19 protein-coding genes and 1 other RNA gene are annotated in these 20,808 nt (G+C 36.4%); 9 read left to right on the forward strand and 11 right to left on the reverse strand.

Annotated elements, in window-relative coordinates; translation table 11 throughout:
- Positions 1-461 precede the first annotated feature (461 nt).
- Complete coding sequence (locus U8D43_RS00825; protein WP_335869049.1) at positions 462-1,595, forward strand: CAP domain-containing protein; 1,134 nt, start codon at positions 462-464, stop codon at positions 1,593-1,595.
- 61 nt (positions 1,596-1,656) lie between these two features.
- On the opposite strand, the gene U8D43_RS00830 is transcribed toward U8D43_RS00825, so the two are convergent.
- Positions 1,657-2,385 carry a DsbA family oxidoreductase gene (locus U8D43_RS00830; protein WP_335869050.1) on the reverse strand — a complete coding sequence of 243 codons (729 nt, stop codon included), beginning with the start codon at positions 2,383-2,385 and terminating at the stop codon, positions 1,657-1,659.
- A gap of 579 nt (positions 2,386-2,964) precedes the next feature.
- Positions 2,965-3,159, reverse strand: coding sequence for a hypothetical protein (locus tag U8D43_RS00835; RefSeq protein WP_335869051.1), 195 nt, complete (start codon positions 3,157-3,159; stop codon positions 2,965-2,967).
- Positions 3,160-3,395: 236 nt separating this feature from the next.
- Here U8D43_RS00835 and U8D43_RS00840 point away from each other — a divergent pair, with 236 nt between their 5' ends.
- Complete coding sequence (locus tag U8D43_RS00840) at positions 3,396-4,361, forward strand: sodium:calcium antiporter (protein ID WP_335869052.1); 966 nt, start codon at positions 3,396-3,398, stop codon at positions 4,359-4,361.
- A 305-nt stretch (positions 4,362-4,666) separates the two neighbouring features.
- On the opposite strand, the gene U8D43_RS00845 is transcribed toward U8D43_RS00840, so the two are convergent.
- The 5 genes from U8D43_RS00845 to ssrS form a co-directional block, all read right to left on the reverse strand.
- The gene (locus U8D43_RS00845) at positions 4,667-5,119 is read right to left on the reverse strand and encodes an IS3 family transposase (RefSeq protein WP_335869053.1); all 453 of its coding nucleotides are present in this window, start codon (positions 5,117-5,119) and stop codon (positions 4,667-4,669) included.
- A complete protein-coding gene (locus U8D43_RS00850; protein ID WP_335869139.1) occupies positions 5,120-5,506 on the reverse strand; it encodes an IS3 family transposase in 387 nt (128 codons plus the stop codon).
- A 47-nt stretch (positions 5,507-5,553) separates the two neighbouring features.
- Positions 5,554-5,844 (reverse strand): transposase, encoded by a 291-nt coding sequence (locus U8D43_RS00855; protein ID WP_335869054.1) that lies wholly within the window; start codon positions 5,842-5,844, stop codon positions 5,554-5,556.
- Between the two features lie 714 nt (positions 5,845-6,558).
- Positions 6,559-7,146, reverse strand: a complete 588-nt coding sequence (locus tag U8D43_RS00860) for a branched-chain amino acid aminotransferase (RefSeq protein ID WP_335869055.1) — start codon at positions 7,144-7,146, stop codon at positions 6,559-6,561.
- Positions 7,147-7,249: 103 nt separating this feature from the next.
- A non-coding RNA gene (ssrS, locus tag U8D43_RS00865) (6S RNA) lies at positions 7,250-7,436 on the reverse strand.
- Between the two features lie 148 nt (positions 7,437-7,584).
- Here ssrS and U8D43_RS00870 point away from each other — a divergent pair.
- Positions 7,585-8,943: a dihydrolipoyl dehydrogenase family protein gene (locus U8D43_RS00870; RefSeq protein ID WP_335869056.1), complete on the forward strand. Its 1,359-nt coding sequence runs from the start codon at positions 7,585-7,587 to the stop codon at positions 8,941-8,943.
- A gap of 328 nt (positions 8,944-9,271) precedes the next feature.
- On the opposite strand, the gene U8D43_RS00875 is transcribed toward U8D43_RS00870, so the two are convergent.
- Both U8D43_RS00875 and U8D43_RS00880 read right to left on the reverse strand, forming a co-directional pair.
- On the reverse strand, positions 9,272-10,615 hold the full coding sequence (locus U8D43_RS00875; protein WP_335869057.1) for an APC family permease: 1,344 nt from the start codon (positions 10,613-10,615) through the stop codon (positions 9,272-9,274).
- Positions 10,616-10,633: 18 nt separating this feature from the next.
- Positions 10,634-11,776 carry a nitroreductase family protein gene (locus tag U8D43_RS00880; RefSeq protein WP_335869058.1) on the reverse strand — a complete coding sequence of 381 codons (1,143 nt, stop codon included), beginning with the start codon at positions 11,774-11,776 and terminating at the stop codon, positions 10,634-10,636.
- Positions 11,777-13,240: 1,464 nt separating this feature from the next.
- Here U8D43_RS00880 and U8D43_RS00885 point away from each other — a divergent pair.
- Both U8D43_RS00885 and U8D43_RS00890 read left to right on the forward strand, forming a co-directional pair.
- Positions 13,241-13,840, forward strand: coding sequence for a TetR/AcrR family transcriptional regulator (locus U8D43_RS00885; RefSeq protein ID WP_335869059.1), 600 nt, complete (start codon positions 13,241-13,243; stop codon positions 13,838-13,840).
- Positions 13,841-13,957: 117 nt separating this feature from the next.
- On the forward strand, positions 13,958-14,230 hold the full coding sequence (locus tag U8D43_RS00890) for a Parvovirus coat protein VP1-like protein (RefSeq protein WP_335869060.1): 273 nt from the start codon (positions 13,958-13,960) through the stop codon (positions 14,228-14,230).
- 252 nt (positions 14,231-14,482) lie between these two features.
- Here the strand turns inward: U8D43_RS00890 and U8D43_RS00895 are convergent, their stop codons facing one another.
- On the reverse strand, positions 14,483-15,448 hold the full coding sequence (locus tag U8D43_RS00895) for a CAP domain-containing protein (RefSeq protein ID WP_335869061.1): 966 nt from the start codon (positions 15,446-15,448) through the stop codon (positions 14,483-14,485).
- A gap of 192 nt (positions 15,449-15,640) precedes the next feature.
- Here U8D43_RS00895 and U8D43_RS00900 point away from each other — a divergent pair, with 192 nt between their 5' ends.
- From U8D43_RS00900 to U8D43_RS00910, 3 genes are all read left to right on the forward strand, one after another.
- Positions 15,641-15,892 (forward strand): hypothetical protein, encoded by a 252-nt coding sequence (locus U8D43_RS00900; RefSeq protein ID WP_335869062.1) that lies wholly within the window; start codon positions 15,641-15,643, stop codon positions 15,890-15,892.
- A gap of 117 nt (positions 15,893-16,009) precedes the next feature.
- Positions 16,010-16,663, forward strand: a complete 654-nt coding sequence (locus U8D43_RS00905; RefSeq protein WP_335869063.1) for an MtnX-like HAD-IB family phosphatase — start codon at positions 16,010-16,012, stop codon at positions 16,661-16,663.
- Positions 16,660-17,709: an iron-containing alcohol dehydrogenase family protein gene (locus tag U8D43_RS00910; RefSeq protein WP_335869064.1), complete on the forward strand. Its 1,050-nt coding sequence runs from the start codon at positions 16,660-16,662 to the stop codon at positions 17,707-17,709. Before U8D43_RS00905 ends, U8D43_RS00910 begins: the two co-directional genes overlap by 4 nt.
- A 164-nt stretch (positions 17,710-17,873) precedes the next feature.
- Here the strand turns inward: U8D43_RS00910 and U8D43_RS00915 are convergent, their stop codons facing one another.
- A complete protein-coding gene (locus tag U8D43_RS00915; RefSeq protein ID WP_335869065.1) occupies positions 17,874-20,201 on the reverse strand; it encodes a UvrD-helicase domain-containing protein in 2,328 nt (775 codons plus the stop codon).
- A gap of 151 nt (positions 20,202-20,352) precedes the next feature.
- Here U8D43_RS00915 and U8D43_RS00920 point away from each other — a divergent pair, with 151 nt between their 5' ends.
- Complete coding sequence (locus U8D43_RS00920) at positions 20,353-20,652, forward strand: DUF948 domain-containing protein (protein WP_335869066.1); 300 nt, start codon at positions 20,353-20,355, stop codon at positions 20,650-20,652.
- The last annotated feature ends 156 nt before the right edge of the window (positions 20,653-20,808 follow it).

The following is a 20,808-nucleotide window of genomic DNA, read 5'->3' on the forward strand; positions in this document are numbered from 1 at the left end:
TCTAAATGAATAGAGACCAATAAGAAAACAGTCTAACACATCTTTTCTCAATCTGTAACCTTCTTTATGCTCAGAAGCATGAAGTTTCTTTTCTAAAGACTCTTTTCGTTTACATTTTGGTTATTTCAGCTAATTTTTGATTGAACCTTCCAATTCACAGTTGATTTCCAATATAAATAGGCGAAAAGAGCCTTTCATAAATACCCCTCCTGATTAGGCAAAAACTAGTTAGTTTTATTTAGACCTTTTCTTTTATCGACAGTAATTTAATAGTATAGACTCTTAATGAGAGTATATTAATTCCCAATTATTTAACTAGTTTGTTTGAAGTAACGATAAAAGAGGGTGTTTGAAAAGGGAAGTTACTTCCGGTGAAACAAAAAAATATATTTATCAAGTTAATTAACTGCTGAAACTTCTCTTTTTCGGTTACAATGATGATAGAAATGGAGGGATATCGTTTGAAGCGTTTATTTCTGTTCCTCATTATTCTTTTAGCCGTCTACATAACTCACCCGATGTGGGAGGAAGAAGTAGAAACCATCCTTCAACATGATTTAGTTCAGGATTCATTAGAGTCCATAAAAGAAAGTGAATGGGTGTCCTCAGCCCTCAATCACATGGAATTTGCCTATACATCCTTATTACAGGAGATTGATGATCTTTTTGATGAGGGAATTACATCCCCTGATGAAGTGGATTATATAAAAGTTGCTAAACCAGAACTGGACCCGCCGGCCAAACAACCGATTGCTGTTTATAATTTGGAGATTGGTGATACTCAGCAACAGGTAAAAGAAGAATTGGGTGAGCCAAACCGTTCGACAACTAATGAATATGGTGCTCTTTGGCACACGTATCATCAAAACTATCAACATTTTCTGATGATCTCATTTGATGATAATCAACTTATTAATGGGCTTTACACCAATCAGGATTTAATTTCTAGCTCCCTTGGTATCACTTTAGGAGATACAAAGAGTCTCGTTCAACAAAATCTTGGAAGACCCTTAACAAAAATAAAGAAAGGCTCTTTCTATTATCAGCTACCTGACCATGGTGAATATGATGTGTTCTTAATTGAAAAGTCCTATGTAACTGTCTTTTATGATATTCATGAAAATAATACAGTCACAGCAATTCAGATCATCCAGAAAGAGTTGGAAGATACAAAACAAACCCTTTATACAGAAAATAGTGATGAACTAAAAACGGGATTAGAATATCAACTATTTGATGTAACCAATGCAGCTCGTGTAGAACATGGCCTTCATCCGCTTGCTTGGGATGATTCTGCAAAAGAAACTGCTCGAAAACATAGTTTAGATATGGCTGATAATGGGTACTTCGATCATACAAACTTAGATGGGGAATCTCCCTTTGATCGGATGTCAGAGGATAACATACATTTTTTGGTAGCGGGTGAAAATTTAGCCTATGGGCAGTTTAGTAGTATTTTTGCTCATGAAGGCTTAATGAATTCAGAAGGTCATCGAAAGAATATTTTGCAAAAGGATTTTGACTATGTGGGAATCGGCGTCGCCTTTAATGAGGAATCGCACCCATATTATACTCAAAATTATTTTGCTAATTAATTCTTCACTTTATTTTCATCAAAAAAATCCACCTTTCATCAAGAAAGGTGGATTTTTTTGATTACTGTTTATCTGTCGGTATTTCACAACCGTTTTCATCGCAAACCATTCCGTTGTTATCTCCCGTTGAAAGGTTTTGAAGTGGAGTAGATGGATGTTCTTCTTCCCAGACTTTCTCAAGAGCCCCTTTAAACACTTCAGCTGGTTGCGCTCCAGAGATCGCATACTTATTATTTACCACAAAAAAAGGTACACCTTGAACGCCGATACTACGAGCCAATTGCTCATCTTGACGAACTACTTCGTTGAAATCGTTTCCTGCTAATACCGATTGTGCTTCAGAACGATCAAGCCCAACCTCTTCCGCAATTTGGAGTAAGGTATCATGGTCGCCAACATGCTTCGAATCGGTAAAGTGGGCTTTTAATAAGCTTTCCGTTAAAGCTGCTTCTTTCCCTTGAGTTTCGGCATACTTTGCTAAGCGATGAGCATCAAAAGTGTTCGTTGGAATAAGTTGATCGAATTGAAAATCTAAACCAACACTTCCAGCTTGTTGGATCACTCCGTCGCTCATTTTCTTAGCTTGTTCAACAGATGTCCCGTACTTATTCGCAAGTAGTTCATGAAGTGATAAGTCGGTATCTTTAGCCGCATTTGGATCTAGCTCATAGCTTTTGAAAACTACTTCAACTTCATCTTTAAAAGGAACTGCTTCCATTGCTTGCTCTAGTCTTCTTTTTCCAATATAACAAAATGGACAAACAAAATCTGAATATACTTCTATTTTCATGGTTGCACCTCAATAATTGTATTTATTTGCTTAGAGTACCATAAATCAAAGAAACATACAGTCGATTTGCTCAAATGGCCAATTAGAACAAACGGGACACTGAATCTTATCGAATTTATCCTGCACGTAAAAACTATTAAGAACTATCACTTTTTCTACTTTCCTTCTTGCCTTGAAAAGCATTTCTCCTATTCCAGGCACCCGAAGAATAACGCCTGGAAGTAATTAAGAAAAGTAGCAAAACTAACTCCCTTCTTATATCAGGCATTATCAATTTATAATGAGCTGAAAAAGAAAAAATTTAAATCTGCCTATTTACAACGATTACATCTATAACTCCAAGATTGAAGAATAGGATAATTTAAGTATTCATAAGTTTTTTCCTTTATATGGAGAAATCACTTCTATGACTATCCCTAGTCCATAGAACTAATAATTTTCCAGGTGCACTGGGGTTTATTTGTGAATAGTAATGGAATTTATTTTTACTCAAAAATAAACCTCATCGGGATTTAGGGCTCTTTTCTCATTTAAGATATTATAGGTTAAACTATAACTTGGGGATAATTCTATTTTCGTTCACAACGATTGATTTAATGACTTATAGCCACCCGCATATTTCTTGATTGAATGAAGTGTCGTCTGTAAGTGATTCCGTATGGCTTGCTGGGTTAAGGTGATATCTGTTTGTTTAATCGAATGGACGATTGTCCGATGTTCTTCAAGACTTTTCTTGTTTTCTTGACTCTTATGGTCAATCACATTGTATATCATTAAAGTAAATCTTTTTCCTCCCTCAATTCTCGATGCGCTCTAACAATTGACAGAAAATAAAATCCGGGTTATATTTGTACTAACAAGGGGAGTAGCGACCGGTAATCGGCTAATGAATCATCATTACGGTATTTCGATACCTGGTTCATTAGACTAAGCGTATTCTTAGCCCGCAAGACCTTGGTACATATATTTGTGCCAGGGTTTTTTCGTGTCCTGGCCGAAAGGGGACGAACATGATCTATTTAACTTTTATACTTGCAGCCACTGTAGTCGTAGGAGCAGCTATTTACTTGAATCAATTTGGTGATGTGATTAGCCGGAAATCTTCTTTAAGTGGAGCCGTCGTGGGTACTTTTCTGATTGCAGGAGCAACTTCATTACCAGAATTAACAACAAGCTTAACCGCTGTCTACATTGATAGTCCCGATATTGCCGTGGGAAATATGCTCGGAAGTAATGTATTTAACCTATTAATATTAGCAGTCGTCGATTTAATCTACCGAAAGAAACGTTTATTTCAACATATTAATCATAAGGAATCAATGCCATCAGCTCTTTTTGGAATCTTGTTTTTAGTTATAATAGGTTTCAGCCTCCTTCTACCCGGTTCTATTGAATTATTTGGGGTGGGAATTGAAATGATTGTGGTCGTAGTTCTCTACATTCTGTCGATGAAATTTGTTGCAAAGGAAGAAATGCTAGTTCAACAAGAGGAGCCAGCTCGTAAGGACATTTCTCTTAGAAAAGCAGTCATCGGTTTTTCCCTTGCAGCCTTTATGGTCTTTGTATCCGGGAGTATTCTTTCTATCTCCGGAGATGCTTTAGCACAATCCACTGGTATGAATGCGAGCTTTATCGGCAGCTTTCTCATAGCGGCCTCCACCTCTTTACCTGAGCTGGTCACTGTTGTGGCGGCATTTAAACTAGCAAACTACAATATGGCCATTGGATCCATTTTAGGTAGCAATTTATTTAACATTCAACTGCTTGCTTTAACAGATGCTTTATATCGTAAAGGTCCTATTTTAGCAGTCGTTGACACATCTCACGTATTCATAGCATTCCTAGGTTTTGTCATGAGCCTAGTCATCATTTATTTGTTGATTCGCCCTACGATAATTCGAAATTCATGGCGTTATGCCGCACCTTCTCTATTAATGACGGTTTTGTATGTTGTCATCTCCTATATGATATTCTAACGAAGGCTGTGAGTGGCTATTCTCCAGACCTAATAGTTATTCTCTTCGGAGTTAGAGTTGACTAGGAAAAAGAGATTTTCACGTCAAATCCATTCACAAAAAAGCTCTGAGCTATAATGAACTGCCCCCTGTTAAGTAGACAGTGGAAATAATAAAAATGATTTAAGCTGAACTTCTGTCAAGAAAATGGACAATAAAAAATGAGATTTAATTTTCCTACTTTCCTACCGCACTTCGTTTGGTGGGGCATTAGAAAGAATCAATCCAAGACCATGATTGATCCTTTCTAACGCCAAATGGCTATATTATGAGATTGATTCTAGGATCGAAAGTTGATACTCTCGCTCAAAGTTATTTGGCGACAAATATCCCAGCTTAGAATGCTTCCTCTTCTCATTGTACCTACTTGTAATATAATGATTGATAACCTTCATCGCTTCTTCTTTTGTTTGAAATCTACGCCGATAGATAAGCTCTTTCTTTATAGTCGCGTGGAACGATTCGATGCAAGCGTTATCATATGGATCTCCTTTTCGATTCATACTAATTTTAGCCCCACTCTGAGTTAATTCCTCTACATATTCATTAGAACAATATTGGGAGCCACGGTCAGAATGATGGATCAATCCCTTACCTGGTCGTCTCGTTGCTTGAGCCATTCGCAATGCTTCTAAAACAAGTTCTTTTTTCATTGAAATCCCTTGGCTCCATCCTACAATTTTTCGTGAAAACAAGTCCATAATGGAAGCAAGATACACTCATCCCTTCAATGTTCGGATATATGTAATATCCGCTACCCAAACCGTATTTGGAATATCTACATCGAACTGTCTCTTCACTAAATTAGGATAGATCGTTATATCATGATCTGAGTCTGTAGTAACAACGTATTTCTCTAATGGAGTCGCTTTCAACCCCATTTCCTGCATATACCGAGCTACGGTTTTTTGGGAGACTTGGTAGCCCCACTCAATTAAATCATCATATACTCTTGGGCTACCGTAAGTTCCTTGACTCTCATGAAAAGACTTACAAATTTTTTGTTTCAGTTCCTTTTTCTTCTTTTCTTTTTCTGTCTCTTCCTGAGTTTGTCGATCGACCCATTTATAGTAACCGCTTGTTGATGCCTCCAGTACCTTGCACATCTTCACCACAGTATGTTCATCTTTGTGGAGATGGATAAATTCATACTTTACTCCTGCTTTTTCGTGAAGATGTGCATTGCCTTTTTTAAAATTTCATTCTCCTCTTGAAGAGATTTTAATTCTTTTTCATGCTGTTTCTTCAATTTGTTTAGGTCTGAAGGAGTAATATACTCAACAGATTTGTCAACATTTTTCGCCTCTTTTAACTTTTTTACCCATCGCATAATAGTCGAGTAAGGGATCTCTAACTCATAGGCTAGTTCTGTCACTTTCCTACCTTCTTCAACAACCATCTTAGCTACATACTCTCGATATTCGTTCGAGTGATGATTACTCATGTGAACACGTCCTTTTTAATGATAATTATTGTGCAACGGATTATCATTTTTATGCGTCCACTTTTAAGACTAACTTTAATTTTCATCTGATTTTTGATTAAATTGTCTATTTCACTGTTGAATTCCATTGAAAATAGACGAAATGATGCCCGAAACGAAGATAAATCACCGTTTATTGACTGGTTCGAATAACAACAACCTTTGCGAAAACAGCCTTTCCTAATGAAAACTTCTCCATATCTAAATAAAAAGTAAGAAATCAGACGAAATAACCTTACTGCCTATTTCTTCTTTGTGCCAATAGCAAAGAATATAAAAAGAGCCTTTTTAACCTAATTGAATATCATAAGACATTTCGAATCAATCGTCCGCACTCATTACTTAAAATTTGTATTTTGTTTTAGATTAGCACTTTGATTTTTCCCGCCCATACTTTAGCGCTGTGTAAGATAGATACAATTAATTCGGTAAAACAGTGATTTTCAAAAGGATGAATAGCACTTTTTACACATTTGATCATTTTTTTGGCGGTTGTTTTTTTCACAACATGCCTGGCAAACCACCGATACCGAATCAGGTTTCAATCCCCTCTCTTGATGATAGAATTGGATAAGCGCTTCGTTCCTCAGAAATACGGTTCCTACTATTGCGATCGCAGACAATAGTTTCACACTAAAAAAGCGAACTCAGCAATTTTCCCGAGTTCGCTTTATATTAGACTGTTTTCGCCTCATCCAGATACACATGAAGGTGAAAAACAAATATATATACGGCCTGATAAAGTTCATGAATCGTCATCTCTTCATGAAATCCTTGTAAACCATTTACCGAGAAATTCACATCCCAAAGTCCGTCCTCTCCATTAAAGAGCAGAGAATGCTTTGGACTGTCTCCAAGCTGGGAGTTAAAATAGTCAAGTAATTGAGGGCGATCATTTTTCTTTCTTCTCAATCCGAATAATACCTCATAAGTACCAAATACATCATCGATTTCTAGCGATATTCCGTCCACACCAATCAGGTCAAACCACTTGGAGTCAAGATAGATAAAATGTTCGCTATTCTTTTTAACATAGGATATTGGCTTGTTTAAAAATTCATCCGCCAATACATTCATTACCGACTCTTCTGTTTCTTTACTCATCACTTCAATCGTAGCATTAGTAAATCGAGTATCTTCCTCACTCTCTTGGACATTTGTTGGAAGGTCGATGTTCCATTGTTCAGCAAAGTTTTTTTCAAGCGGCAGGATTTTTTCGGGTGATTCTTGGTTAAAGAATTTTTGTAGCTTATCTTTTAACATTATTACGTATCCTCCTATTTTCACTCTCTATTAACATAACCAAATTAGCATGAAGAAACAACAAAAAACCAGTCCCTTGAGAGAAACTGGTGATAAGTCGTTAGGAACAGCCGCAAGTGCCGTAAAATTGGTAAGAAAGTTTTAAACCACCACTTCTCCAAGTGGGTGTTCGCAAAACTAATCTTGTCTTCCTCTTCGTGAGTGGCCTGACATTCTTAGTTCGATATAAAACTCCCGATTACAGCTTAAAGGTTAAAACTTAGTTAGTATTACGTACATCGCAGCTTGTAATCTTACTATACCCTTTTCGATGATTTTTTGCAAGCAAGATAATTATTTCAAAATAATTAAAGCGATTGTTTATTTATAACTTTTTCACTTTCCTCGTTTAGTGTTGTTTCTAAAAAGGAATAGTACTAGAAGAAGGAGTGTAAAAAAATGAAAACATATGATTTAGTTGTAATTGGAAGTGGAACTGCTGGAACTCTGGCTGCTAAAGAGTGTAGAGAAGCTGGTTGGAGTGTCGCCATAATTGAAGAAAGATTATTTGGAGGAACGTGTGCACTTAGAGGATGTGACCCTAAAAAAGTTCTTGTCGGAATAACAGAAATCTTAGATGGTGTACGGCGACTTCAAAAAAAAGGAATCACCGGGAATGTAGAAATTGATTGGCAAGATTTAATGGAGTTTAAAAAAACATTCACTGACGATGTTCCAGAAAATACAGAAAAATCACTACATAAACTAGGTATTCATACTTATCACGGTCAAGCTAGATTTGTTGCGGAGAATCGAATGGAGGTAGAAGATCAAATTATTGAAGGAAATAAAATCCTTATCGCTACTGGGGCCGCTCCGACTAAATTACCAATAGAAGGTTTTGAACATTTAGCATATAGCGATGATTTTCTTGAACTCTCTGCTTTGCCGAAAGAAATTCTCTTTATTGGGGGTGGCTATATATCGTTTGAACTCGCTCATATCGCTGCACGTGCTGGAGCAACTGTTACCATTCTTCACCGTAGCAAAGAAGCGTTGAAAGGGTTCGACCCTGAACTTGTCTCCAAGCTGATCGAAGAAACAAGAAAATTGGGCGTCGATGTCCAACTTTCAACCGAAGTTACGGAAATAAAAAAAGAGAATGATTCGTATATTGTACTTGGAGAAAAGCACGGTACCACTCAAACTTATAGAACAAATCTTGTCATCCATGGTGCCGGTAGAAGCCCGAATGTAAACCATTTGCAGCTCGATAATGCTAATATTCAGTCAGATAAAGGAGGGATTTTAGTAAATGATTTTTTACAGAGTGTCTCAAACTCTAATGTTTATGCAGCTGGAGACGTCGCAAATACGTTTGCCTCGCCACTAACTCCAGTAGCGGGAATGGAGTCAAAAATCGTTTCAGCGAATCTGCGGAATGGGAATAATAAAAAAATCAAAAAGCAGGCTATCCCTACAGCAGTCTTTACCCAACCAAAACTAACAAGTGTCGGTATCTCCGTTGCTGAAGCAAGCAAGCTAGATGATCTAGTAATCAATAAATTAGATATCACAAACTGGTTTACAAACAAGCGAACAAACCAAGATTCGGCCTTTGCTCACGTTATTATCGATTCAAAAAAAGATACGATACGAGGAGCACATCTTCTTAGTGAGGATGCCGCTGAACTCATTAATATATTTGCGCTTGCTATTAAACTTGATATAACCACTAAGCAGTTTAAAGAAATGCTGTTTACTTATCCAACCGCTACCTCTGATATTAAGTATATGTTGGCTACAAAAGATGAGTAAAATCGATTTTTCAACAAAGTAAGTAAAGAAGTTATTGTAAGGCTTTCTTATTAAATATTGCTCTATTTAAGATTCTCACCTAGTCCATCTAAACGGCATAAGTTTTAATTAAAAAGAAGCAGCACTTATACATGGTATAAGTGCTGCTTCTTTATTTTAGGCTCTTTTCGTATACATTGTGGCTAAATCACCTGATTTTAGATTAAATCGCCCATTTCATTGTTATTTCCATCAAAAATAGACGAAATGATGCCCGAAACAAAGCGATATCATCGTTTATAGACTGGTGCGAAAAGCAACAAACTTTGTGAAAACAGCCTTATTTTATTTACTCTTGTTCAGTTTTCCAATCTTGCGTTATACGAAGAGCATAATTAAATTGTTTTTTCTTACCTTGTATTCTGCCTAATGAGTAGATAATTACTCCGACTACTGTCCATAGAATTAATAAATTTAGTACTGATTGTAATAATGTAAAGCTAAAGTAAAGCAAGACACTTAGGGCAAACAGTCCACTAAATACTACAAGAACTTTCGGAGGTTTGATAAAAGCTGTCGCAAACAACGCCGGTCGCACAAATGGCAGAGCAATCATCGCGACTGCATGTCCCATGTACATTAAGAACATCCCTTGTAGAGACACATCGAGCAAGTAGCCAAGAGTTTGTGTCCAAATTAGTCCTAATACAATTGCCGTATTTACCATGATGGCAATATGTGGTGTTCCAAATCTCTTATTTACTTTTGCGAATCGAGCTGGAATAACGTGATCGTCAGCAAAGCTAAAGAGAATACGTGATACGACCATAACTAATGAGTTTAAAGTCGTCGCGAAAGCCATGATAATCCCGATAACCACAATCCATTTTCCCCATGCAGGCAAATAAACTGCCGCTACATCTGCCATCGCACTGCTTGAACTTGCTAGCTGTTGATAGGGCAAGACACCAAAAGCAACAAATGAAATTAAAAAGTAAATGATAACCGTTAAGATCGAGCCAATAAACATCGTTCTAGGCATTGCTTTTTGTGGGTTTTTCATTTCCCCTGCCGCTTGAGCGATTTGTTCAAAACCAAAATATGCGAAGAAAAGCGAGGGCAAGATACTCAGAAATCCACTCATTCCTTTAGGTAAAATCGGCGAATAATTACTCATTTCAATGTGAAATAACCCTGGTATAACAAGCACCAAAATTGCCACGAAAAGAATCAAGGACATCACCATTTGAACCACACCAAACCATTTTACTCCCACGATATTTAGCACAAAAAAACTTAGTAAAAGGATCGTCGCTAGCAATGGAATATTTGTCCATCCTGTTAAAGATGATAAATATTCGCCAAATGAAATGGCCATAATCGCCATGACACCTAGTAAAGCGATGTATTGAAACCACATAAACAAAAAGCCAACAAAATAGTTATTAAATGTACGACTTATATGAATATATGCCCCACCTGGACTTTGACCAAGTGGTGTACTAAGGAATATTAAGTACGCTAAAGCAGAAGCAAGTAAAATCGGAAACAACACCACGTACCCAAACGGAACGGATGGTCCAGCTTGGCCAGCCGCCTCTCCTGTCACGACAAATATACCGGCGCCTATCATACCTCCAATCATTAGTGCATATCCGTGTAGTGGATGTAAATCTCGTTTTAATTCATTCATGATGATACACCTTTCTTTCTATAAGTTTTTCAAAATCTCTTGAAGTGGTTTTTTCGTTATATTTGGTACCAAACAATTATCAGTTGGATACCCAACAGGCATGACGACAATCGGCGTTTCTTTTTTAGGTCTATCTAAAACTTCTCGTAAAAATGTCATCGGACTAGGTGTGTGTGTTAAGGTAGCCAATCCAGCATGGTGTAAAGCAGATAACAATACCCCAGTTGCAACACCAGCACTTGATACAGCATCAAAGGTACCCTTTTTCTCACTTTCTACTTTAAAGGCAACAATTAAATAGGGCGCATCCGTTAAATGTGGCTTCTGCCAATTCGTTCCGAGTGGCGCTAGAACACCTCTCCACTCCTCTGTAATCCTTTCTTCGTAAAAGGTTTTTTCTTCTTCTTCTGCTTTTTCACGAATTTTCTGTTTGAGAAGAGGATCACTGATTAAGTGAAAATGATATGGACTGTCATTAGATAGCAGATTATTTTCCATCGATTGCAGAGCCATCAACAACAATTTTTCATCTATGGTTTGAGAAGAAAAATCCCTAACATTTCTTCTTTTCTTGATAAGATTGTAATAACTTTCTGCTTTATGAAGTGAATTTTCAGTGTAAGTTTCACCAGAGTTTCCGACAGCAAAAACCAAAAAAGCTTCTTCATTTTTTGGTAGATCTATCAGTTGTTTCAATTTCTTTAAAGGTGGAAAAGCCAGAAAATTTAAACCTGCATGCAAGAGAGCAGCTACAAAGAATCCTGCACTTATGGCTGTCGATTCATTCGGATAATAGTGCTTTATTCTGTCATTTCCTTGAATGCCGTATTTTTGTTTTGATACGATTACAAGCTTTGGTGAAGAATGTAGTAGGTCAGCTTGTTTTATAGATGCTTCTTGATATAATTGCTTCACTTCTTTTCTTACTGATTCTTGTTGGACAATCGTATAAGTCCATGGCTGTTGATTCGCACCAGATGGAGCTGTGCCTGCTGCTTGTATTACTTTTTCGATTACTTCATCAGAAACTGGTATTGGTAAAAATGCAGAGGGCGTCATTCTCGTAGATATCACATCAAGATAGTTTTGTAGCCTTTCCTCTTCTTGATCTTTTGTTAGTTTCTCAAATTGCAATGAAACAAATCCATTCCCAGTATTCATTTTTTCTCCTCCTTTGCATACAAAAAAATCCCCCATCCCCTTAAGGGACGAAGAGACTCCGCGTTACCACCCTTGTTAGTGAACTTGACATTCACTCACTTCATTACAATACAGCTTGTTTCTAACAGTGTAATTCATGTAAACTAATGCCTGAATTTTCAGCTTCCATTCAGTCTCTATTTTCTGCGACTAGAACCACTACTTATCTGTTAACTGTAAAAATATTATATTTTCACTCTATCTCTTCTGATTAATTACTGTTAAGCTTAAACGCTTTTAAGCGCTAAAGTATATATTTATATTAACTGTAGTTTTACAATTTGTCAATAATAGAACAGAGAATTTTTTTTCATGGCGTTTCTTGAGCAAGTGAACCAAAGGAAGTTTTAACAGTGTACATCTCATTCTAATTTTGAGTGTGATTGAAACAGTACGATACGACTTTTTTATCCAAACGACTATAGATTTTCAAGTTTAGCCTAACAATCCAATCCTATTATTCTCGTTCCTTCCTATGTTCTTCAACGACATCAGTGCAATGAGCATTATGGCTCTTCGCTACTTAGTGTTGACAAGACAATTTTCTAGGGTTCAATTGATGCTACCATTTTAGCTTAATGTCAGGATTCTACATATTGATTAAAACAAGCGAAAAACCAAACCGGACAAGGGAATGAGTTCAATTGCTCGCTCAGCATTCACCACCTGTTACAAGAATAATTGATTGAGTTCTGAAACCTACATAGTTGTTTGAACTAAATACTAAATAGCGAAGAAGCAGCATTATTAACATTTCTAAAATTGAGTCTATTATAAAGAATTTTCAAAATTTTTCTTTTTCACATTTACCAAAAATGGTATATTTATTACAAACTATATATTTATTGTAAAAAGAAAAAAGGAGCCATTTGTATGAAAAAGACTGAATTAAGTAGGTTGATTATTGTAAGTTTAGTTTTTGGGAATGTTATCAGTTTGCTCATTAACAATTATCTACTCTATTTTCCTATTGCAATTGTCAGTTTTGTGTTTTTTTCTATCTAAATACCTTATTGTTTAAATTTAGATTATCTGAAAAAACTAAGTCTTACTTCATAAGTTCTTTGGTGGTATTTGCATCACTCATCACCCTCTTCTTTTTGGAAGATTTTTTCATGCAACTCGGTCTCCTTTTCGGTACATTCGCGGTCGTTATTATTAGTATTTTTGTTCTAATTGAAGAATCAAATAAGGTAAATGGAAACGTGTAACAAGTATTATCTCTATACCAGCTACATACAATTCTTTTTCTGAAGCTATTGAGAATAGTAAGGATCATCCGTTTCTTTCTTTTTTATCAAACTCACTTGTATAGATTTATCCCTTAGTAGAAGTTTTTTTCGTATACCTTGACAAATGATCATTTGATTCACACAATATGAGTATACTCATCTATGAACGCACTCATCTTTAGGAGGGGTAAACGTGAATTTACGTAATAAAAAGAAACAAGCAACAAAAGAAAAAATAATTGCAGTAGCAAATGCACTATTTAAAGAAAAAGGATATGAAAAAACAACCACTGATGAAATAGCTCAAAAAGCTGGAATTGCATCCGGTACAATTTTTAATTATTTCCCAAGTAAAGCGGAGATCTTCATTGAATCTTTGACAGAAGATTTTTCAGACGAAGTCAACCATACACCCTTTGAGCTTGATTCTACATTACCAATTGATGAAATTATGTTTAACTTCATTTATACTCGCTTATTTAAATACTTGAAAATCAGTAAAAAAATCCAGCGACAATTATTTTCAATTTCTATCACAGCTATAAAATCAAAGCCTGCCGTATTAAGAAGAATGATTAGCTTAGATTTTATGTTAGTTGATGAAATTATCGAAGTTCTTAATAAGTTAAAAGAGAAGAATGTATTGTCGCAGGATTATGAAAGTAATGCCGCTGCAGAAATCATTTATAGCATGTTGGCATTTGAATTCCTGCTTTTCCTTTATCAAGAAGACATAACACAAGAACAGTTATTTTCAGGAATAAAGACAAAACTTACTTTTATTTTTCAGTAACTCCATAAGACAAATCTTTCACAGTCGTCTAATTTCTTGCATTTCTGGGTATTCATACAAGCCATTTTGATTTGAAATGAATATCATTTAGTACAAGCAGTTAAAGGGGGGCTTTTAATGTCTAACCGCCGACGAAAAAAAATTGGTTTTTGCTTTCCTGGTTATCGTTGGTGTGGACCAGGATGTAGTGGTCCAGGGCCACCAACAAACACAGTTGACGCCGCTTGCAGAGCACACGATCAGTGTTATGATCGATATGGTCCATCACGACGCTGTGACATAGATTTTTTAAAACGACTCGAGAAAGAAATCAATTCGAACACTACTGAAGGTCGACAGGCTCTACTGATGTATCGGTTCATTAAGCTTCAGCTATTTTTTTCCATTTGATTGGCTGTTTTCGCAAAGATTGTTGCTTTTCGAATAGGAATTTATCCCCTGATTTGCATGACTTCGTGCTCTTTTCCTAATGAAAACTACCTCATTTTTAGATAAAAAGTAAGAAATCAGTCGAAAAAACCTTACTGCCTGTTTTTTCTTGGTGCCAATATCAACCAAAAATACGAAAAGAGCCATTTGATTTCAATATTCTACATTTTACAGTGGAAGAAGAGAATCCAGTTGGATTCTCTTCTTTATTTGTTATTTACCAATAAACATCTGTGTCCAATGATTTCCGCCTTCCGTATACCCAACGCCAATATGTGTGAATTTAGCGCTAAGAATATTGGCACGATGTCCTTCACTGTTCATCCATGCTTGAACTACTTCATTTGCCGTTGGTTGTCCTTGTGCGATATTCTCTCCTGCAGATTCATATGTTACACCAAAATCTCTCATCATGTCGAAAGGAGATCCATACGTCGGACTTGTATGAGAGAAATAATTGTTTTCCAGCATGTCATCAGACTTTTCACCGGCAACATTACTTAATTCAGTATCAGCTTTTAAATCGGGTAGCCCATTCTTCCTTCTTTCTACATTAGTTAATTCAATCACTTGCATTTCAATGTCACTAATACCTGCTTTAGGTACATTCGTTTTACTTTGCTCTGGAGCAGGCTTTGGTGTTGCTTCTTCTTGCTTTGGAGCAGGTGCTGGTGTAGCTGGCTGTTTAGTTGGTGTTTCTTTCTTTGGTGCTGGTGTGGCTTTTTCTTGAGCCGGTGTCTCTTTCTTTGGTGCTGGTTGCCCTTTCTCACCTGAAGGAGCTGCTTGTTGTCCTGGAGGAAGTTGTTTTTTCAGCTCCTCATCCACGTTCCGTTGGACAAATGGAATCACTTTGTCCATCTGTACGTTCCCATCTTTCAAAAACTCTTTCCCATCTACCTCATAATATTTGTACTTTGCTTCTTGTACTTTTACCGCTTTTGTATGTGGATACTTAGTGCTCGGAGTCGTAGTAAAGTCACTTGAAATAGTGTCCAATTTCAACGAATCATTTTTATGAAACTGGTTGTCGTACTTTTCTACGTCATTATTTCTAAAGTTAACATCTAAAGGTGCATTATTTGGATAGTTTGGATAATCATCCATGGATGTTTCGTTATTATTACATGCCGCCATCAGTAGGATAAACATGGCAACCAGTAAAAATCTTACTTTATTCAATCGTACCGCCTCCTCTGTCCAGATATTGATGTTACGCTACTAGTGTTCGTTAAATTCCAAAAAATATGGTTGGAAATTATCGAGAATTTTTATGCTACCTAGCCAAGATATATACATTATTAAGAATCAAAAAAAATTCCCAATTTTAAGAATTTTCCATACACTATGGTGAATACGAAAAAGGAGAAGATTATGAATAGACATCCAGCATATTTACGTAATGGTGATCAACGGATTTTGCCCTTTTTATTGCTCGGTAGTGTAGGAGGATTAGGATATGGTTATGGTCGACCGGGTTACGGGTATGGGTATGGACGACCGGGAATTGGATATGGGCGACCTGGATACGGGTATGGACGACCTAGATATGGGTATGGATACGGTCGACCGGGTTATGGCTTTGGACGTCCAGGATTTGGATATGGAGGGGGATTTGGATACTAATAAGTTCCGCACATGAAAATGTGCGGCTTTTTTTGCTCATTTCATCTCCTATTTTGTTTATAATTCATTATTTGCTACAATAACCATAGAAACACATTCAATCTTGGGAGGACTATTATGAAAAAATGGGCATTCGTTTCCGATTTTGATGGAACAATATCAACAAAGGATTTTTATTGGATCATCATTGAGAAATATTTTCCAAAAGGAAGAGAATTATTTCAGGAATGGAAAGCAGGCAAGATGAAAGACATTGATTTTTTAAGTACTGTTTTTACTTCCATACAACAAGAAGAAGCAAAGATCATTCAAGACATTCATGAAATTCCGATTGATCCATATGTTCCAGACTTTATTCGAAACGTTCAGGCTGAGGGTGCTGATTTTTTTATTTTAAGCGCTGGAACGGATTACTATATCCATCATCTTTTACAAAAATATAAAATTTCCGACGTTAAAGTCTTTTCAAATGAAGGAAGATACTCTGATCAAAACGTTCATCTATCGATTGATCCTGAACATAAGCACTTCTCAGAGCGTTATGGAATTGATAAAACCAAAGTAATTGAGGAGTTAAAAGAAGTTTATGAAACTGTATACTTTATTGGAGATAGCGAGCCTGATTCACACCCAGCAAAAGTTGCAGATCTGACATTTGCAAAAGATGCACTTCAAGATCTACTTCGTCAAAATGAAGTTCCTTTTATTGCCGTGGATACTTTTAAAGAAGTGGAAAGCTATTTACAAAAACAAGGAGTATTGTCTCGATGAACCAACCCGTAACGAGTATTCCTATCCCTGCAATTCTAGAAATTAGCCATGGAGCCATTCCGAAATTGGCCGAAATTTTAATGAGGCATCCATTCGAGAATGCCGTTATTTTATTGGATGATTTTTCAGAGAGTATTTTTAGTGCAGCCTTGAATAATGAACTTGAAATCAACGTAGAATTGAAGACGCTATCTCCAGAATTAGATTTAGAAGGGCTAATCAAAGAAGCTTTCAAGATGGCACGTTATGATGTTGTCATTGCAATCGGGGGAGGACGTGTTGTTGATTTTGGAAAGTACATTGCTTTTTCAAGAAGAAGTCCATTTATCAGTATCCCTACTTCTGCATCGAACGATGGCTTCGCCAGCAGCAATTGTTCTTTAGTTGTAGAAGGCAAAAAAACTACAGTTCCTGCAAAAGTACCATACGGGATCATCGTAGATTTAGATGTCATCCAAACAGCCCCTGAACGATTTATTTTAGCCGGAGTTGGCGATTTAGTTTCTAATATTACCGCCTTATATGACTGGGAATTTGAAGATTCGCATGGAAAAAGCACAGTCAATGCTTTTGCGCATATGATCAGCAAAAAAGCAGTTAATAGCTTCATCCGAACCCCCATGAATGATTTAAAAAATCCGATTTTTTTAAAAGAACTCATTAGCTCTTTAACTATGGGCGGCATTTCAACAGCGATAAGTGGTAATAGTGCCCCCATAAGTGGGTCTGAACATTTAATCTCTCATGCATTAGAGAAAATTAGTGCTAAACCAGAAATGCATGGAATCCAGGTCGGAATCGCCACCTATATCATGGCCCATGTACAAAACCACCGTGCAGAGAGAATTAACAAAGTCTTCCAACGAACCGGATTTTTTGATTATGTAAAAACGTTATCCTTAAAAAAAGCCGAATACTCTCGGGCAATTGAAATAGCTCCGAGTATAAAACCAAATCGTTTTACTTATCTACATGATGATGGTTTTCGCGAAAAGGCACTTTCCTTTTTAGAAACAGATGACATTCTACAAGAATTATTCACTTAAGATTCAGCTAATTAACTGAGAAGAAACAAATTAGATATTTTTTGCAGGCTACTTATATAGGTGTGTAGGCTAAATAAAAAAATCATGGACATAATATCCAAGATGTTTTTTTCACTTAATAGATCAGGCATTTCAACAACTTAGTGATTGCTTTCTAAACAGAATTAAACGCGCACTTGCACCTTTCGTTTTCGCTGTTTCATCGGTTGACGGCAAAGTGGACAATCCTTTTCTTCTTCATGGGAATTAATTCTCATCCAGCCATTACAGCTAGGACTTTCACAATCCCATACTAGTAGTGTCGTCCATTGTTTCTTGATCGTCTGGACCTCTTTTCGTTCTCTTCTGATTGACGTATCAATTTCTGATTTCGCATCTGAATATGGTTGAATAAAAAAGCGCGACACAGCTACTTTATCTCCTCTGTAATAAGCAGGAGAGGAGATGTATAATTCCTCTTGCGCACGAGTAATAGCTACGTACGCTAACCGACGTTCTTCTTCCACCGCATGTAGGACGACATTATCCTCTTGCCTCGAAGCCTGCGAGGATATCATATCTTTTCGTTTATCAGCTTCTAATGAAGAACTATGAGGGAGTATTGATTCAGACCCTCCAATCAGAAAGACTACAGGAAACTCAAGGCCTTTTGATTTGTGTATGGTCATTAGGGAAACCACATCAGAATCTGTCTTATTCCCTCTTTCCTCCATCTCTCTGTTTTTTTCTATAATATCATCGATGAATGAAATAAATTGTGCGACAGTATCAAACTGAGCAGCCGAAACTTCTAACTCTGATAGCGTTTCTTTTACCACTTCCTTGTGCAAAGTTAAGCTTTTTCGATCATCGGTTTCTAAGTATTTATCGTAGAAAGTTCGTATTTTTCGAATGGCTTGCTTGGCAGAAAGTTTGGTCAAAGATTGAATTAAACTAATCCGCTCTGATAGCTGCTTTTTTTGAAATGGTTTTAATTTAGGCATCTTTAATAAATGCTCAATGACTTGTGTTTTAGGATAAAATAGCTCTTCTTCTTCAATAAATCGATATGCCGTATCTCTTTGCAAGTACATAGTAGGTAAAATGTTTTTTAGTGCCTCGGTGTTTTTCCCATTTAAAGCGATACGAAGATAATCAAGCACGGGTTTGACAATAGAATGCTCATAAAAAGAATCACCGCGACTATAGGATACAAATGGTATATCATGGAGCACCATTTGCTCAAATATTGCCCGACTACTACTAATGGTTCGGTGTAAAATAGCAAAATCCTGATAAGACTGCTCCTTACTAGTTACCGCCCTCTTAATGTGTTCTATAATCAAATTCGCTTCTTCATCGGTTGTATTTGGACGTAAAAAAACCGGCTGAGATGAATTAGTCTTTGTCGCTTTCAAGGTTTTCCCATGTCTCATTGTATTGTTGGCAATGAGTTCGTTCGCTAACGATAAGATGTTTTGTGACGAACGATAATTTACATCCAGATAGATTTTAGTTGTTGCAGGAAAATCTTGATCAAAACCGAGAATAATCGAACTATCTGCTCCGTTAAAAGAATAGATTGTTTGATCATCATCTCCAACAACAAACACATTTTTATCAGGATTTGCAATCATTTTAATTAATTCATACTGTAAAGGATTCGTATCTTGCCATTCGTCACATAAGATATATTGAAAACGTTGCTGAAGATTCGCTAAGATCGACGGATTCTTCTTTAAGAGAAAATAAGATTCCAACAACATATCATCGAAATCAATAAATTGATTTCGATGTTTCCAACTTTCATATTTTACAAAAATTTCTTTGATTTCTTTTTCAATTTTGGTTTTACAGGGAACTTGATCTACCGAAATCATCTTATTCTTATAGTGAGAAAGTAGTGATAAAATGGTTTCTGGTTCATATGAATCTCCAAGTTTCATTTCCTTTAATATGATTTTGACTGCAGTATGTTTGTACTTCTCGTTGCTTAATATGTTTTGTGTAAAACCCTGCCATTTTAATATGGAAAGGAAAATTGAGTGAAACGTCCCAGTTGTTACATTAGAAATCATTGAGCGTGAAATCCTAGGTAGCTGTTCCATTCTCGCTTTCATTTCTAAGGCTGCTTTTTTCGTGAAAGTCAGTAGTAAAATATGCTTAGGTTTCACTTGACGAACAGACATTAAATAGCCCGCTCTAGAAATGAGAACTCTCGTTTTCCCACTTCCTGCTCCCGCTAAAACGAGAGCAGGGCCTTGTCCATGACGAACCGCTTCTATTTGCGGTTGATTTAAGAAAACGCCATTCTGTTCAAGTGAACGAAAAAAATAAGCATCTGAATGCTCTCCTGAAACCAACTCTACCGAAGTCTGGGCACTTGCGATCGTTGCTTTCGTTTGTAGAGATTTGGTTGAACCAATTGGTTGAGTGTGATAGAGAATGGATGAAACATTTTGGCTAGGAGGATTTTGTAGATCCGCTCTTGGTGTACTAGAAGTATTATTCATTGGTTTGCTTCCTCCTCAGTGTCGACTCATTATTTAATAGTAACAGATTTTCTAATAAGTTTGGTTCTGAAATGATCATTTGTTTGATGTTTAGTCATGATAATTGTTGGGAAAACCTAAAGAAAATGATGTAAAGGGGATGGATACAAAAATGATTATTATCTACATGAGTTTGACGGTTATTATTTTAACACTCATATATTTAGGTTTTCACGTGTTTCGAACGTATCAAAACACTCAGCATATTATTCAAGAGGTCAATAAAACCATTTTAAATATTCAAAATGATGTAGAGGGTATTAAGCAAGAGTCAAATGCTCTTTCTCATAAACAGCACACCTTAGAGATTGATTTCAAGCAAAAAACAAACGCTATAAAACAAACTGTTGATTTTGCTAAGCAAACCCCGCGCTTAATACATCAAGTTTGGAAAGCTGGTAATGGAAAATAAGAAAATCATTAAATTCCACGAATCAGGCATTACATCTTGCCGATTATCATATGATAGAAACTAACATGATTTTTTACTCGCACCCCCTAATGAAAATGGGGGTTATTTTTTTGCCATCTGACTATAACTGATAATACAACAAACAGGCAAGTACGT

Source organism: Bacillus sp. 2205SS5-2, from assembly GCF_037024155.1.
Taxonomy (GTDB): Bacteria; Bacillota; Bacilli; order Bacillales; family Bacillaceae_K; genus Bacillus_CI.

What these genes read in the sequence shown, in the direction of transcription:
- U8D43_RS00830 (WP_335869050.1), bottom strand. Translation starts at nt 2,385, where the DNA reads ATGAAAATAGAAGTATATTCAGATTTTGTTTGTCCATTTTGTTATATT.
- U8D43_RS00915 (WP_335869065.1), bottom strand. Translation starts at nt 20,201, where the DNA reads ATGAATAATACTTCTAGTACACCAAGAGCGGATCTACAAAATCCTCCT.
- U8D43_RS00855 (WP_335869054.1), bottom strand. Translation starts at nt 5,844, where the DNA reads ATGAGTAATCATCACTCGAACGAATATCGAGAGTATGTAGCTAAGATG.
- U8D43_RS00835 (WP_335869051.1), bottom strand. Translation starts at nt 3,159, where the DNA reads ATGATATACAATGTGATTGACCATAAGAGTCAAGAAAACAAGAAAAGT.
- U8D43_RS00870 (WP_335869056.1), top strand. Translation starts at nt 7,585, where the DNA reads ATGAAAACATATGATTTAGTTGTAATTGGAAGTGGAACTGCTGGAACT.
- U8D43_RS00850 (WP_335869139.1), bottom strand. Translation starts at nt 5,506, where the DNA reads ATGTGCAAGGTACTGGAGGCATCAACAAGCGGTTACTATAAATGGGTC.
- U8D43_RS00860 (WP_335869055.1), bottom strand. Translation starts at nt 7,146, where the DNA reads ATGTTAAAAGATAAGCTACAAAAATTCTTTAACCAAGAATCACCCGAA.
- U8D43_RS00910 (WP_335869064.1), top strand. Translation starts at nt 16,660, where the DNA reads ATGAACCAACCCGTAACGAGTATTCCTATCCCTGCAATTCTAGAAATT.
- U8D43_RS00920 (WP_335869066.1), top strand. Translation starts at nt 20,353, where the DNA reads ATGATTATTATCTACATGAGTTTGACGGTTATTATTTTAACACTCATA.
- U8D43_RS00905 (WP_335869063.1), top strand. Translation starts at nt 16,010, where the DNA reads ATGAAAAAATGGGCATTCGTTTCCGATTTTGATGGAACAATATCAACA.
- U8D43_RS00890 (WP_335869060.1), top strand. Translation starts at nt 13,958, where the DNA reads ATGTCTAACCGCCGACGAAAAAAAATTGGTTTTTGCTTTCCTGGTTAT.
- U8D43_RS00900 (WP_335869062.1), top strand. Translation starts at nt 15,641, where the DNA reads ATGAATAGACATCCAGCATATTTACGTAATGGTGATCAACGGATTTTG.
- U8D43_RS00880 (WP_335869058.1), bottom strand. Translation starts at nt 11,776, where the DNA reads ATGAATACTGGGAATGGATTTGTTTCATTGCAATTTGAGAAACTAACA.
- U8D43_RS00875 (WP_335869057.1), bottom strand. Translation starts at nt 10,615, where the DNA reads ATGAATGAATTAAAACGAGATTTACATCCACTACACGGATATGCACTA.
- U8D43_RS00840 (WP_335869052.1), top strand. Translation starts at nt 3,396, where the DNA reads ATGATCTATTTAACTTTTATACTTGCAGCCACTGTAGTCGTAGGAGCA.